Origin of the sequence: Ruegeria halocynthiae, assembly GCF_900106805.1 — a bacterium.
GTDB lineage: Bacteria > Pseudomonadota > Alphaproteobacteria > Rhodobacterales > Rhodobacteraceae > Ruegeria > Ruegeria halocynthiae.
Map to the genome: position 1 here is coordinate 1655454 of NZ_FNNP01000001.1, position 14649 is coordinate 1670102.

At 57.2% G+C, this 14649-nt stretch carries 11 protein-coding genes; 8 read left to right on the plus strand and 3 right to left on the minus strand.

Features of this window, described 5'->3' with window-relative positions:
* Positions 1 to 53 precede the first annotated feature (53 nt).
* Entirely contained in the window at positions 54 to 2447 is a 2394-nt protein-coding gene (locus tag BLU89_RS08315) for a mechanosensitive ion channel domain-containing protein (RefSeq protein ID WP_074735982.1), read from the minus strand.
* A 380-nt stretch (positions 2448 to 2827) separates the two neighbouring features.
* Here BLU89_RS08315 and BLU89_RS08320 point away from each other — a divergent pair, with 380 nt between their 5' ends.
* From BLU89_RS08320 to rpe, 8 genes are all read left to right on the plus strand, one after another.
* Positions 2828 to 4042, plus strand: coding sequence for a glycosyltransferase family protein (locus BLU89_RS08320; RefSeq protein WP_074735984.1), 1215 nt, complete (start codon positions 2828 to 2830; stop codon positions 4040 to 4042).
* On the plus strand, positions 4039 to 5286 hold the full coding sequence (locus BLU89_RS08325; RefSeq protein WP_074735985.1) for a glycosyltransferase family 4 protein: 1248 nt from the start codon (positions 4039 to 4041) through the stop codon (positions 5284 to 5286). Before BLU89_RS08320 ends, BLU89_RS08325 begins: the two co-directional genes overlap by 4 nt.
* On the plus strand, positions 5286 to 6362 hold the full coding sequence (locus BLU89_RS08330) for a glycosyltransferase family 4 protein (RefSeq protein ID WP_074735987.1): 1077 nt from the start codon (positions 5286 to 5288) through the stop codon (positions 6360 to 6362). The genes BLU89_RS08325 and BLU89_RS08330 overlap by 1 nt, the downstream gene beginning before the upstream one ends.
* Positions 6359 to 6937, plus strand: coding sequence for a histidine phosphatase family protein (locus tag BLU89_RS08335; RefSeq protein ID WP_074735989.1), 579 nt, complete (start codon positions 6359 to 6361; stop codon positions 6935 to 6937). Before BLU89_RS08330 ends, BLU89_RS08335 begins: the two co-directional genes overlap by 4 nt.
* A 2-nt stretch (positions 6938 to 6939) precedes the next feature.
* Complete coding sequence (locus tag BLU89_RS08340; protein WP_074735990.1) at positions 6940 to 8082, plus strand: glycosyltransferase family protein; 1143 nt, start codon at positions 6940 to 6942, stop codon at positions 8080 to 8082.
* Positions 8079 to 8822: a polysaccharide deacetylase family protein gene (locus BLU89_RS08345; protein ID WP_074735992.1), complete on the plus strand. Its 744-nt coding sequence runs from the start codon at positions 8079 to 8081 to the stop codon at positions 8820 to 8822. The genes BLU89_RS08340 and BLU89_RS08345 overlap by 4 nt, the downstream gene beginning before the upstream one ends.
* A 19-nt stretch (positions 8823 to 8841) precedes the next feature.
* A complete protein-coding gene (locus BLU89_RS08350) occupies positions 8842 to 9318 on the plus strand; it encodes a class I SAM-dependent methyltransferase (protein ID WP_074735994.1) in 477 nt (158 codons plus the stop codon).
* Between the two features lie 695 nt (positions 9319 to 10013).
* Complete coding sequence (gene rpe / locus BLU89_RS08355; RefSeq protein WP_074735995.1) at positions 10014 to 10703, plus strand: ribulose-phosphate 3-epimerase; 690 nt, start codon at positions 10014 to 10016, stop codon at positions 10701 to 10703.
* Positions 10704 to 10819: 116 nt separating this feature from the next.
* Here the strand turns inward: rpe and BLU89_RS08360 are convergent, their stop codons facing one another.
* Positions 10820 to 12913, minus strand: coding sequence for a 3-hydroxyacyl-CoA dehydrogenase NAD-binding domain-containing protein (locus tag BLU89_RS08360; RefSeq protein WP_074735997.1), 2094 nt, complete (start codon positions 12911 to 12913; stop codon positions 10820 to 10822).
* A 535-nt stretch (positions 12914 to 13448) separates the two neighbouring features.
* Complete coding sequence (locus BLU89_RS08365; RefSeq protein ID WP_176797669.1) at positions 13449 to 14630, minus strand: tyrosine-type recombinase/integrase; 1182 nt, start codon at positions 14628 to 14630, stop codon at positions 13449 to 13451.
* Positions 14631 to 14649 lie beyond the last annotated feature (19 nt).

Genomic DNA, 14649 nt, shown 5'->3' on the forward strand with positions numbered 1-14649 from the left:
ACGCTTTGGATGGCGTCTCGTCAGAGACGCAAGTCAAAGGGGCGGGAGCCGCCCTAGCGATCATCGCCGCCAGGGCCAATGTCGTCCAGATAGTCTTCATCAATCGCGGCCTGAACGGCTCCTGTGACCGCCTCACGCTGTTTTGGCGTCAGGTCCTCCGTTTCTTTGCCGTCAGCCAACCTTACGGTGACTTCCCGATGCGCGAAACGGATGCCTTCACGGGCGAACAACTCGCGAATATCCTGATACACTTTCTTACGCACCAGCCACTGATCGCCCGGTTTAGTCATAAACTTGACCCGGATGATCATCGCCGAATCCTGCATCTCAATCACGCCCTGAGATTTCAGCGGCTGAATAAAGTTATCTCCGATCACCGGATCGTTCAGCAATTCCTGACCCAACTTCTTGATCAGCTTCCGAACCTTTTCGACATCCGTGTCATAGGTCACCCGCAGCGGCAGCTTCATGATTACCCAATCACGAGAGTAGTTGGTCAGCACTTTGATCTCACCAAAGGGAATCGTATTCAGCGCACCCAGATGGTGGCGAAGCTGAAAGGACCGGATCGAGATCTTTTCGACTGTCCCCTTCACATCCCCGATGTCGATATACTCGCCCTTGCGAAACGCATCATCCATCAGGAAGAATGCACCAGAAAAAATATCGCGCACCAGGGTCTGAGACCCGAATCCAACGGCCAGACCAACCACACCGGCGCCCGCGAACAGAGGGCTTACGTTGATGCCCAGCTCCATCAGAGCGATCAACGCAATGGTGACAACAACGACGGCCAGAATAGCCCCTCGAAACAATGGCAGCAGAGTTGCCAGACGGCTCTGACCGCCTTCACCACCCTCATCACCTAACTCGGCATCGGCGGCGCCATCATCAACCTCTTCGGCGATCTTGCTGTCGATCCACACGCGGAAGAAATGAAACAGGATATAGCCAATGAACAGGATCACTATCACGTCGAGCGCCCGCCCGATCGGCAGATCCTCGCTCCAGTTTGCCTGCGGATTCCAGATGACAACCAGCGCATAGAGACCCACGACAAAAGCCAAAATACCCGCTACTCGGCGGGCGAGATCTTCATAGGTCAGGATCGTATGTTTGCGCTGCTCTGCCTCAGGCGTCGCGGCTGCTGCTTCCTCTTCGCTTGACTCCGGATTCTGGGTATCCGCGTTCAGCGCCTCAATCTTGCGATTGCGATCAAAATACCGCTCAAGCAGATAGTTCATCGCGCCATAGGCCACGACAACCGACATAAAGATCGCATAGCTGCTGGCCACGATCGGGATCGAATCCTGAACCTCAAGCACCAGATCAACGGCCAGTTTGAACCAGCTGAATACCATGTAAACCACCAGAACCGGTGCCCAGGCGAAAGAGATGAATCGCAAGATCCAAGACACCTGATCCGGCGTGCGCCCACCGCGGATGGCGTTAGAAATCGCACGCGCGTTGAACAGGATCATCAGCACGTTGCCCAGCGCCCCAACCAGCGTCAGGCTGCCATAGACCATCGCATAGACGTTATAGTTCAGACCGAAATCCGCCACCCAGATCGAGAACAGAACGACCGAGATATCATAGGTCGCAAGTGCGGAGGCCCAGAAATAAAGACGCTTGGCATCTCGATCCGAAAATGGCGGCAAACGATACTGGCTGAGGTAAGGCGACAGTACCATCCGCCACAGGTCCGAGGCCGTGCGCGACAGAAAATATGCGGTGAAGATCGCCGTAACGGTGAACTGGATCGATATGTCCTCGGCTTCTCCAAAGAACAAATAACCAACGATAAGGGCAAGAACCATGGCAAAGACCGTGCCACCAATGCCCATAATGAACCGATAGACCAGGAAAGGCATTTTTTCACGATAGCCCTCCGGGTTCTCTTTGATTCGCGCCACCACCCATCGTTTTGCAAAACGCTTGCCGTAGATCTCGATCGACAGCCAGCGTCCCAGCAAGAGGAACAGAATGTTCCAGCCCAAGACCTCGGCATAGGTCTGAATGCGCCCGTCCGGGCTGGTTTGTCTGAGGATATACTGCACCTCGAACACCGAATATGGCAGGGCTTCCAAGCGCGAGCGGACCGAATCCATGAACTTGGAAAACCGTTCCTGCGTCTTCATGAGCTGAGAGCTTTCGGCCATCGGATCCGAGCCCTTGGCCTCGGGTGTCGCACCGCCGTTGTCTCCGGCCGCAGACACCACTTGACCGGCGCTGTCTATGACGATGACGCTTGCCCCCGCTTCGGTGGCTGAACGGATGGCGGTCGCCAGATCGCTATCTGTGGCGGATGAGGTCGTGCCGGCTTTGTCGGATGACCCCGTGGGGTATCCCGGAATAAGCGACGTCTGCGCTGCGGCGCTGGTCGCACAGGCCAGAACCATAGCCCAAAGCAACATACCCAGTCCGGCCAGAACATTCATTTTCATTGTATTTCACATCCAATTCACAGTTACGGCCAAGACTACAGAACCTCTGGGGGCTGTACAAATCTTCAACGCGGACAATATCAACATCGTGAGCGCCAGTGTTCCCTGCGCACTGGCGGGATAAAGTATTTTCAAGTCAACAAAAATTGAATATGACCGCCTGAGGCGATAAGCGTACTGGTTGTCTCGTCCATTCGGAACCGACGTCCTGCGTCAGACATGGCGCACTGATGGTTGGTGGACCTTTGTGCTGTTGCCAAATCGCAATGTTTGGCGCATTTGGGCGAAGAAACCTTCGCCTTTGGCAAGCAGGCGCAGATGAAATACGTTAATCAGGTGCAGACGCGCGGAGTTGCACCGGAACCGAAACAGGCGAAGGCATGAGCCTAGGTATCAAAAACAAAAATCACGGCCGCGCACCGCGCATCCTGCTATACAGCCATGACACGTTCGGCCTGGGTCACCTGCGCCGATCGCGGGCTTTGGCTGCTGCTATTACACAAGCCGATCAGAGGGCTTCGGCCCTTATTCTGACCGGCTCGCCCATTGCTGGGCGATTTACCTTTCCGCGGCGGGTCGACCATGTTCGTTTGCCCGGCGTTACCAAACGTGCTGATGGATCTTATGCCTCGCAGACCATCGGCATGGGCATCGACGATGTGACCGAATTGCGCTCAAGCCTGATCCAGACTTCGGTCGAACAGTTCGAGCCCGATGTCCTGATCGTCGACAAAGAGCCAACCGGGTTTCGTGGCGAGCTACTGCCAACGCTCGAACACCTTGAACGCGCGCGCACCACCAAGCTGATTCTGGGGCTGCGTGACGTTTTGGACGAGCCCGAAGTTCTGGCCACCGAATGGAACCGCAAAGACGCGATCTCGGCTACTGAACGATTCTATGATGAGATCTGGGTATATGGCTTGCGCTCGGTCTACGATCCGACGCAGGGTCTTCCACTCAGCCCGGCAACGCAGCAACGCATTCATTGGACAGGGTATCTGCGGCGCGATCTGGGCCCGGTCGGTGATCCGCCGGAGCAACCCTATATCCTGATCACCCCCGGTGGTGGTGGCGATGGCAAGGCGATGGTCAATCTGGTGCTGTCCGCTTATGAGAAAGATCCGGATCTGTCACCACGCGCCGTGTTGGTCTACGGGCCTTTCCTGTCAGGAGAACTGCGCGAGGATTTCGAAACCCGTGTCGCCGCACTCGATGGCCGGGTGACAGCTGTTGGCTTTGAATCCCAGATCGAAACGCTGTTCGCCGGAGCCGCCGGCGTGGTCTGCATGGGCGGTTACAACACCTTTTGCGAGGTTCTGTCTTTTGACAAACGCGCCGTCATCGTTCCGCGCACGACACCCCGGCTGGAGCAATGGATTCGCGCATCCCGGGCCGAGGATTTGGGACTTGTACGGATGCTGGATGAAAACCGCGACGGTCTGACGGCGGACGCAATGATCCGGGCAATCCGCAATCTGCCCCATCAGCCGGTACCGTCGCAGGCCATCCGCGCCGGATTGCTGGACGGTCTGGGCTATGTCACCCATCGCATCAACACGCTGCTGGGCGCGGAACAAGAGCGCGCAACCGGATGACCAAACAGGCCCCCGCACTGGCGGTGCTGGTCAAAGGTTGGCCACGCCTGTCTGAAACATTCATTGCACAGGAACTCGTAGCTCTGCAGGAGGCCGGGCATCGCTTTGACATCTGGTCGCTGCGCCATCCGACAGATTCCAAACGACACCCGTTGCATGATCGCTTTGACGGGCAAGTGCGATATCTTCCGGAATACCTCTATGACGAACCAGAGCGGCTGACGGCGGCGCGCAAAATTGCCTCGGGCCTGCCGGGATACAGCCAAGCCTATCAGGTCTGGCGGCAGGACCTGCGTCGTGACCCGAGTCACAACCGCATTCGCCGGTTTGGACAGGCCTGCGTTCTGGCGGCAGAACTGCCGGACCAAACGCGCGCGCTCTATGCGCATTTCATGCACACGCCCTCATCAGTTGCGCGCTATGCCGCCATAATGCGTGGCCTGCCATGGAGTTTCTCGGCACATGCCAAGGACATTTGGACCTCGCCCGATTGGGAAAAGCGGGAAAAGCTGCAGATGGCGACACACGGTGCAGCCTTCGGGGCAACCTGCACCGCCATTGGCGCTGCGCATCTGCGCGAACTCGCTGATGATCCCGCGCGGGTCGAACTGATCTATCACGGTCTGGATCTGAACCGCTTTCCTGCACCGCCCGAGCAGCGCGTACGTGCAACAGATGAACCCTTCCACATGCTTTCAGTCGGGCGTCTGGTCGAGAAGAAGGGTTTCGACCGGCTTATCAGGGCGCTTTCGTTACTTCCTGAAACACTGGACTGGCACTGGACCCATATCGGCGGCGGAACCCTGAGTGAAGAACTGAAAGCGCAGGCCGATGTCGCCGGGATTTCCGGTCGGATCACATGGATGGGGGCGTGCGATCAACCCGAAGTCATCGCCGAGATGCGCCGCACTGATCTGTTCGTCTTACCCAGCCGGATCGCCGCTGACGGCGACCGGGACGGCTTGCCCAATGTGCTGATGGAAGCGGCCTCTCAAAAGCTTCCGATCCTCTCGACACCTGTTTCCGCAATTCCGGAATTCATTGAAAGTGGCGTCCACGGGGTTTTGTCCACGGATGACCCGGCCTCACTGGCCTCGGCCATTTGCGATCTGGCGCTGAACCCGGAGGCGACCGTACGGATGGCGACTGCGGCATATGACAGGTTGATCGCCGACTTTCGCATGGACCCTGGCATCCGCCGACTTTCCCGGCGGCTGAGTGCCTTGTGTATGGACGGCCTGTGATGGCGCGCGTTGCCTTTTACGCGCCGATGAAATCTCCCGACAGCCCGAACCCGTCGGGCGACCGCGAAATGGCCCGCAATCTGATGACGGCGATCGGAGCGCATGGCGACAAGATTCAATTGGCCTCGCAAATGCGGATCTATGACAAAACAGGCGACCAATCCTTACAGGATGAGTTGCGACGGAAAGCTAAGGCCGAGGCCGCACGACTGATCAAAGAGATGCCTGCAGATACCGACCTGTGGGTGACCTATCACAACTACTACAAGGCCCCTGACCTGCTGGGCCCCATGGTTTGCAGCGCAAGAGGTATCCCCTATGTGCAGTTGGAAAGCACGCGTGCCACCAGCCGGCTGGCCGGGCCATGGGCTGATTTCGCCCACGCGGCCCATCACGCCTGCGACACCGCGCAGGTGATATTCTATCACACCGCCAACGATCTGATTACGCTAGAGCGCGAACGGTTCGGTGCTCAGGCATTGGTGGAACTGCCGCCCTTTCTGCCCATTGCTGAACTCCCCCCTGCCTCGACCCGAGATGGCCCGATGCTGACAGTGGGCATGATGCGCCCGGGGGACAAGCTGGCCTCTTACACCATATTGGCCGACACTCTGGATCATCTCACAGGAGATTGGGCGCTGAACATCGTGGGCGACGGCCCCGCCCGCCCGCAAGTCGAGGCACTGATGAAGCGATTTGGAACCCGGGTCCGGTTTCTGGGACAGCTGGATCGAAGCCCATTGCAGACGCATTACCTTCAGGCGTCAATGCTGGTCTGGCCGGGTGTAAACGAAGCTTACGGCATGGTCTATCTTGAGGCACAGGCCAGCGGTGTTCCTGTTGTCGCGCAGGATCGCCCCGGCGTGCGCGATGTCCTGATGCCTGCTGATCATCCCGCCGTCGCATCGGGGGCCAAGGGACTGGCAGTTCGCATTCAGATGCTTCTGGATAACCCTGGCCTGCGTTGCTCCGAAGGCGAACAAGCGCGGAGTTATATCGAATATCGCCACCTGATCCCGTCGGCCACCGAACGGTTCTGGTCTGCCGTTCACCCCCTGTTGGAGAAAAGAACATGAACCGTCTGGCCCTGCTGCGCCATGGGCACACGGACTGGAACCGTGCGGGTCGGATTCAGGGGCGCAGCGACATACCGCTGGACGCAGATGCGCGCGCCGAACTTGCAGGTTACTGTCTGCCGCCGCCCTGGGACACGGCATCAATCTGGTCCAGCCCGCTCAGCCGGGCCGCTGAGACGGCGCAGTTGGTTTCGGGTAAAATACCCAAAACATCCGCGGCCTTGACCGAGATGAACTGGGGCGACTGGGAGGGTCAGCGCGGTGCTGAACTGATCGAAATCCCCGACAGCGGTTATCGCCATATTGAAGAATGGGGCTGGAACTATCGTCCTCCACGCGGTGAAAGCCCGGCCGAGCTCTGGTCACGGATCAAGCCCTGGCTGGAGGGTTTGAGCGGCGACAACCTCGCGGTCTGCCACATCGGCATCATGCGCGTGATACTGGCCAAGGCCTGGGGTTGGAACTTTGCGGGTCCGGCACCGTTCCGGATCAAACGCAACAGGCTTTATGTGATAGAACTGGACACGATGCGGGCCGAACCCGAACCGGTTCGACTGAGCATAAGCGAGGTCTGAATATGAAGGTGATGATCGTCGTTACGCATCTGCTGGGCACCGGACATCTGAGCCGGGCGCTCACCCTCGGGCGTGCATTCGCAGAGCAAGGCCATGAGGTCCTTGTGGTTTCGGGCGGGATGCCTGCGCCTCAGCTAGATACGCGCGGTCTTTCTTTACTGGGTTTGCCGCCATTGCGGTCTGACGGCACCGATTTCACCCGTCTGCTCGATCAGGACGGAGTGGTAGCGAACCCAGCGTATTTCCTTGCCCGGGCGACCGGACTGACACAGGCGATAAACAGTTTCAAACCGCAGGTTCTGATCACCGAGCTTTATCCGTTTGGCCGCCGCTCTCTGGCTGCGGAGTTCCTTTCCGGATTGGAGGCCGCGCGCGAGCTGCCTCAACCACCTGTTATCCTGAGCTCGATCCGGGATATTCTCGCACCTCCCTCGAAACCTGCGAAGGCAGCGCGAACAGATGTGGTTATTGCAGAATTTTATGACGGCGTTCTGGTCCACTCTGACCCGGCGATCACACCGCTGGACAGCAGTTGGCCCGTCTCCGGGCAATTGGCATCACGATTGCACTATACCGGGTTCGTCGCCCCAGAGGCCGCGTCAAGCCATCCTGAAGGCACGGGCCGGGGCGAGATCGTGGTCAGTGCAGGCGGCGGATCTGTTGGCCAGCCGATATTTCGCGCGGCCATCGAGGCCGCCCGAAAGATGCCCAACAGGCGTTGGCGCCTGTTGGTGGGCGGACAGGATGCCGAGGCGCGTATCGCAGAACTCTCGCATCTGGCCGAGGGGACGTCGGTTCTGCTGGAAACCGTACGCCCCGATTTTCGCCAGATGCTGCCCCTTGTTGGTGCCTCGGTCAGCATGTGTGGATACAACACCGCCATGGATCTGCTCCAAAGCGGCGCCTCGGCGATTCTGATCCCGTTCGATGACGGCAAAGAAGTCGAACAGGGTTTACGCGCTCGGTCCCTCGCGCAGCTAACTGGAATTGAGGTGTTAAACAGTTCCGATCTATCGGGACAGTCATTAGCCGACGCGTTGAACCGAGTCATATCCGATTCCAGACGCCCCCCTATGACTGAAGGATTCGATGGCGCGCACCGATCGATCGAGATTGCGACAGCCTTGTTCGAGGCCAACCGATGAGCCCCGATTGGCACCCTCTGCAGAATGAGTTGCAATGCTGGCAGGACGCCGGATTTACCTTGCCGTTATGGTGGCGTGATGACGATGCAATCACGGTGACACCGCAGCTTGAACGGTTAGCTTCAATGTCGGCAGAGCTCGGACTGCCCGTTCATCTGGCGGTCATCCCTCGGGATGCTGATGCGGCGCTGGTGGGTTGTGTATCAGACCATCCCGAATTGATCCCTGTTGTTCACGGCTGGGCGCACCAGAATCACGCGCCCAATGGAGAAAAGAAAGCCGAGTTCCGCCTGCACCGTCCGATCGATGCCTTGGCATCAGACGCAGGCGCCGGTTTGACCCGGCTGAGGGATTTGTTCGGCAATCAGTTGCGCCCGATGTTTGTTCCCCCGTGGAATCGGATCGACCCGAAAGTTACGGCGCTCCTTCCTGGGCTGGGCTACCGGATTCTGTCAACGGCAACACCACGAAAGGCAGCATCAGGGATCGCGCAGGTCAACACACACCTCGATCCAATCGACTGGCGCGGAACGCGAAACCTGATTGAACCCGGCAAGCTGATCGCGCAAACGGTGCGACTGTTGCAGGACCGCCGCGCAGGGCGCGCGGACAATGCCGAAGCATTCGGGGTGTTGACGCACCATCTGGTCCATGATCAGGACATCTGGACTTTTACACAGGAGTTGTTGCACAGGCTGCTTGATGGACCGGGCGTGCCCTGGACCGCGCCGCGCAACTGAACGGACGAGGAGAGCCCGAATGAGTCGACTGGATTCCATGCTGCGCCGCCTGACCGCGCAACGCGACGGTCTGAACTGGGCAGCGGCACAGATCAACGACACGGACGGGGACGTTCTGGACATGGGTCTGGGGAATGGGCGCACCTACGACCATTTGCGCGAGACCCTGCCCTCTCGCCGGATCTGGGTTATGGATCGCGTCTTGCAATGCCACCCTGACAGCACACCACCGGCCAGGGATTTTTTGCAAGGCGAGGCAGAGCCAATGCTGCAGAAGCTGGCCGAGGCAGGCCGGATGATCGCGCTGGCCCATTATGATTTCGGACGTGGAATCAAAAGCGAAGACATTGCAGAAGCAGCCCGACTAAGCCCCCTGATTGAACAAGTGATGCACCCGGGAGGGTTGTTGATCTCAGGACAACCCTTGGTAGGTTTCAAGCAAATCAAAGGGCCCGATACAATCGCGCCAGACCGGTATCTGTTTTACAGGGCCTGATGTGGTCGCCGCTGGTTCGTCAAAGCGGGACACATCCAGATGCTGCTGGACAGAAAACTGTGAGCGCGCCGACAGTATGAATTCTCGGACGATCTGCTGATTTTTTTATCATCGCGGTGCGCAGGTCTTTCTGCTGATCCACAAATGGAGCCGGGGATTCCAAGCCTGCGGTCACACAGCACCACAAAGCCCAAAAATGGGAATTGTGGTGCATCAATTGCTTGGAAACAGTGTTGGGTTATGCAAGAGTAGAAGATATTTTGTTTTGTATCTTGTTGTTTTATATTATGTTTATTGATTCTGCTGTATTAGCAGTGTTTTGTCTAATCATCTTGGCCTATGTGCTCTGGCACCGTCGCCATTCCCGCAAACGCAAACACGCTATTCAGCGTGATCCTTTGGGGCTGTGGCAATCAATTGATGGAAACTCCAGCAACATCGCTGAGCCCCCGGCAAGCCTAACAGGTTATCAGAATTACACTGACAGGCCTCAGGGTTAATGAAAGGCGGGCACCAAAGTAACTGTTGCTCGGCCTGGCAAGTTGCCGGCGAATCTCAATCCCGCTCTTTGCTTCAGCGCGGCGTAAGGTTCACTTGATGCGGGCGCAAGGCTCGAATTCATCATCTCAGGTCTACCGCTCAGCGCCTATCGCAGATATACGCCCTCGCAACCGTACATCCAAATGAGGTCCGTCATGAGCTTTGACCGTTCCATCAAGATCGCTCCTTCGATCCTGTCCGCCGATTTCGCCAATTTTGGGCAGGAAATTCAAGCCATCGAAGCGCAAGGGGCAGATTGGGTTCATGTGGACGTGATGGATGGGCACTTCGTTCCAAACCTCACCTTTGGCCCCCCGGCAGTCAATGCGTTTCGCCCACACGTGAAGACGGTCATGGACGTGCATCTGATGATCACACCAGTCGATCCTTATATTCAGGCTTACGCAGATGCGGGTGCCGATATTCTGACTGCGCATATCGAAGCCGGACCACATGCGCACCGCACGCTGCAAGCCATCCGGGCGGCGGGGATGAAAGCTGGTATTGCCTTGAACCCCGGCACACCGGCCGAGGCGGTCGAGCATCTGCTGGACCTGACCGATCTGGTGTGCGTCATGACTGTAAACCCCGGTTTCGGGGGGCAGAAATTCATCGACATGAGCGCAAAAATACGACGCCTGCGTGAGATGATCGGGGACCGCCCGGTACATATCGAGATTGATGGTGGGGTTGACCCCAAAACAGCGCCCCTGGTTGCTGCCGCAGGCGCAGACGTCCTGGTTGCCGGGTCAGCTGTATTCAAGGGTGGGTCGGTGTCCAATCCGTCGGTCTATGGCGAAAACATTCACGCGGTACGCGCGGCTGCCGAAAGCGCATTAAGTTGATCGCGCGCTCCCGCCAGTCGTCGACGTTCCTTGCGTAACACCTCCTCCTGTTGGGCCTGGCATCAACATTGGCACTGCCAATGTTGCGCGGGCGCGGGAGCGATTAACTTAAGCCTTCAGCGTTCTTTGTTGAGATCATCAAAGCAGCGATCTTCGGCTTCCAGCTTTACAAGCAGCGGCGCAGGCTGCCAGAAATATGCATCTTGCTCAGACCACTTACGGATGTCATCCAGCACGTTCGGCAAACCCTGCAGATCAGACCATTTCAGCGGACCACCCATGTAGCGCGGAAAGCCGTAACCGTAGAGCAGAGTGACGTCCACATCCAGTGGCCTGCGCGCCACTCCGTCGCCAACGACCCTCGCCGCCTCGTTCACCATCGCGACCATATAGCGACGGACAATTTCCTCATCCGAAAACGTGCGGGGCGAAATACCCTGCGCTGCGCGATCCGCTTCGATCAGAGGCAAAACGTCGGGGTTCGGCTGTCCACCGCGCTTACCCTTTTCATAAACGTAATAGCCCCTACCGGTTTTCTGACCAAAATGCCCCGCCTCGCACAACTTGTCCGCATAAATGCTATCGCGTGCGCGCGGGTCCTGACCCGCAGCCCGTTTGCGTTTTCGCGCCGCCCACCCGATATCCAGACCGGCTAGGTCGGACATTGCAAAGGGCCCCATCGCAAAGCCAAATCTGGTCAATGCAACATCGATCTGAAAAGGGCTCGCCCCGTCCAGAACCATGTGATCCGCGCAGGTTCGGTAGGCGCTGAGAATCCGGTTTCCGATAAACCCGTCGCAGACGCCCGCCCGAACCGACACCTTCCCCAGCCGCTTGCCCAGCGCAAACCCAGTCGCCACAACCTCGGGCGAGGTGTGATCCGCTACCACGATCTCGAGCAGCTTCATTACATGGGCGGGCGAGAAGAAGTGCAGACCAACCACATCGTGAGGCCTGCTGACTGACTGCGCAATTTCGTTGATATCAAGATAAGAGGTATTTGTTGCCAATATTGCCCCTTTTTTGCAGACCGCATCCAGCCGCGCAAAAACCTGCTTTTTGACCTCCATATTCTCAAAAACAGCCTCGATCACCAGATCGACGCCGCTCAGCGCATCATAGTCAACGGCCAGAGACAACTTGTTCCGCAGAATATCCGCCTGATCATCCGGGCTCAGCTTGCCACGTTTCACGGCACCGGCCAGATTCGACGCGATCCGGTCCTGGGCAGCACTGGCTGCCTCGGACGACATCTCAAGCAGCAGCACCGGAAGCCCTGCAAGCAGAGCAGAAGTGGCGATCCCTGCCCCCATCGTGCCCCCTCCGATGACGCCAATCTGATGAAGGTCTCGTGGTCTTACCCCCTGCAATTCCGGCAGTTTTGAAACCGCGCGCTCCGCAAAGAAGGCGTGGATCAATCCTTTGCGCTGATCCGAGGCCATCAACTGAGTGAACAATTCGCGCTCACGCGCCTGTCCGGCCGTGAAGTCGTCGGCCTCGCAGCTGGCTTGCACCGCACGCACCGCAATGGCAGGAGAAAGTTGGCCCCGCCCTTTTCTTAGCACAGCGTCATAGGCCGCATCAAAATCGATCGGAGTCGGTTTGGCCATGTCACAGATCGGTCGGCGCGGCGCTTTGACTGCTAGCAATTCGCGCGCATAAGCCAAACCAATCTCGCGCGGGTCACCGTCCTGAACCTTGTCAAGCACTCCCATCTCAAGCGCTTCGGGTGCCTGAACATGCCGCCCGGTAGTGATCACGTCCAACGCCGCTGTGACACCGGCGACACGCGGCAGGCGCTGGGTTCCACCAGCGCCGGGAATGATGCCCAGATTGACCTCGGGCAACCCGATTTTCGTGGATGGAACCGCAATGCGGTAGTGACAAGATAGGGCGACTTCCAAACCGCCTCCCAGGGCCGTGCCGTGCAAAGCTGAAACCACCAATAGCGGCGATGCTTCAATCCTGTCACAGATCGCGGGCAGCCATGGATCCTGCGGTGGCTTGCCGAACTCGCGAATGTCAGCGCCAGCAAAATAGGTTCGTCCCCGCCCGTAGATAAGAACTGCCCTTACACCTTCGGTTTCGGCACGTTCGATCCCGTCCATTAGGCCCCGGCGCACCTCGACACCCAGCGCGTTGACCGGAGGGTTATTCGCCGACAATACCGCGATATCGCCCTCTTTTTCATATTCGATGACTTGGGACATCAACCCTACCTCCTCAGACGAATTGCGGTGCCAGCCGAGATTTCACAAATTCTCTGATGCCGTGTTTCCGGAGAGTGAACTGCTCTGCTTTGGTATTCAACCAAATAATCGACCAATCGTTCGGTTTTTATTGCCACCCAAAAGCCTATGGTACATGCGAACGGACATAGCGAAGGCGTCAGAGATCGCACCCATCCGTGATCTTCAGTTTTGTCTCAGGTGGATTGGTCTGTTTGCGCAGGCCGGAACACGAGCTAATCCGGCTCTGTTCACATGGGGCCTTACCACAGCTATAAATTTTTTTAGGCACCAAGCGTCACTAAATTTGCCCCCATGTCGTGAGTGAACAGATGACACGTCGCTCATTAAACGCGGTTGCAACCTTTACGAATTGTCTGGGAAGCTTGGTAGCGGAGGAGGGACTTGAACCCCCGACACGCGGATTATGATAGCGCATATCAAAGTGAGGTATTGTCATTTATTATTAAGGTATTAGGTGATGTGCGATATTCATTTTCCACTCTATTTTCCACTCCTATACGGCGATTTTTTCCATCAACGCCGCGTCAGCGGCCCTATCTTCCACTAGGTGCCCATACTGTTTGACCGTGTAGGCAGGGTCATGGTGGCCCATCCAAACCTGCAATCTCTTTAGGTCCACGTTGGCAGCAATGAGGCGTGATGCGTAGCTGTGGCGAAGAGCGTGGAAGCCTAGTTTTCGTACTGGCGAAAGCTCATTTTCTTCGTCTGCCGCCATCTCATTGGCTTTGGCAATGAGTGGCTTCCACATTCGGTTATAGAGGTTCCGAAGTTCAAGCGGATCGCCGTTGCGAGTTGAGAATACGAGGTCGCGGTCGTGTGCTTGCATCGCCTCCTGCATGGGCGCTACCAGTTCGGGCACGAGGGGAATGTCGCGGATGCCGTCCCGTGTTTTCGGATACTCGATTTCTCCACCCTCAGTAGCCTTTTGACGTATGCTGATTAGGTTTTGGTTGTGCAAGAATCCAACGCGAGGGAAGCCCCGCGCTTCCGAAATCCGCGCGCCTGTATACGCAAGGAAGTAGGCAAGCGCGCGGTACGACAGCCATGCCTTCTGCCGTTGTTTCTGCTTGTCCTGCGCCAGTGCGTCAGCCGCGCGCAACAATGTTCGTACTTCGTCGGTCGTGAATACTTGGTCGGTCTTCCTTATGCGTTCTTGCATCCTGTCTGAGCGGCTTACAGCGACATTCAACTTTAGACCCGGAGCGCGTTCTATATAGCCTTGTGCTTCTGCATAACTCATGACCGCTTTGCATAGCCGGAACGCCTCAGAGGCGGCGCGGGTCGAATTTGTATTCTTGACGCAGTAGTCACGCACATCGCGCATCCATTCGTCATCCACTTCGCCAATCTTGTGATGCTGTAAAACAAAAGCCGGATAGGTGAGGTAGCGTTTATACGTACGATGGGTTTGTTCGCCGATGGGGTCGCTGCCATCAGTCGGTTCGACAAGACTAAGTCGGTATTCGCGTGATATTTCAATATAGGTCTTGTCGCTGCCGAATAGGTCCAATTCACGTTTTGAGTCTTCTCCTGCGGTCTCAAGGAACTTTGATGCATCTCGCTTGCGCTCGAAAATCTTTTCTTTCTTCTTGGAGCCTTCTTTCCATCGTGCAACGTAGACTTTGCGCTTTGTGTCTCCCTTGGACTTCACCATTTTTGTAGTGATGTGGCTCATTTTCCACCCCTGATTCCGC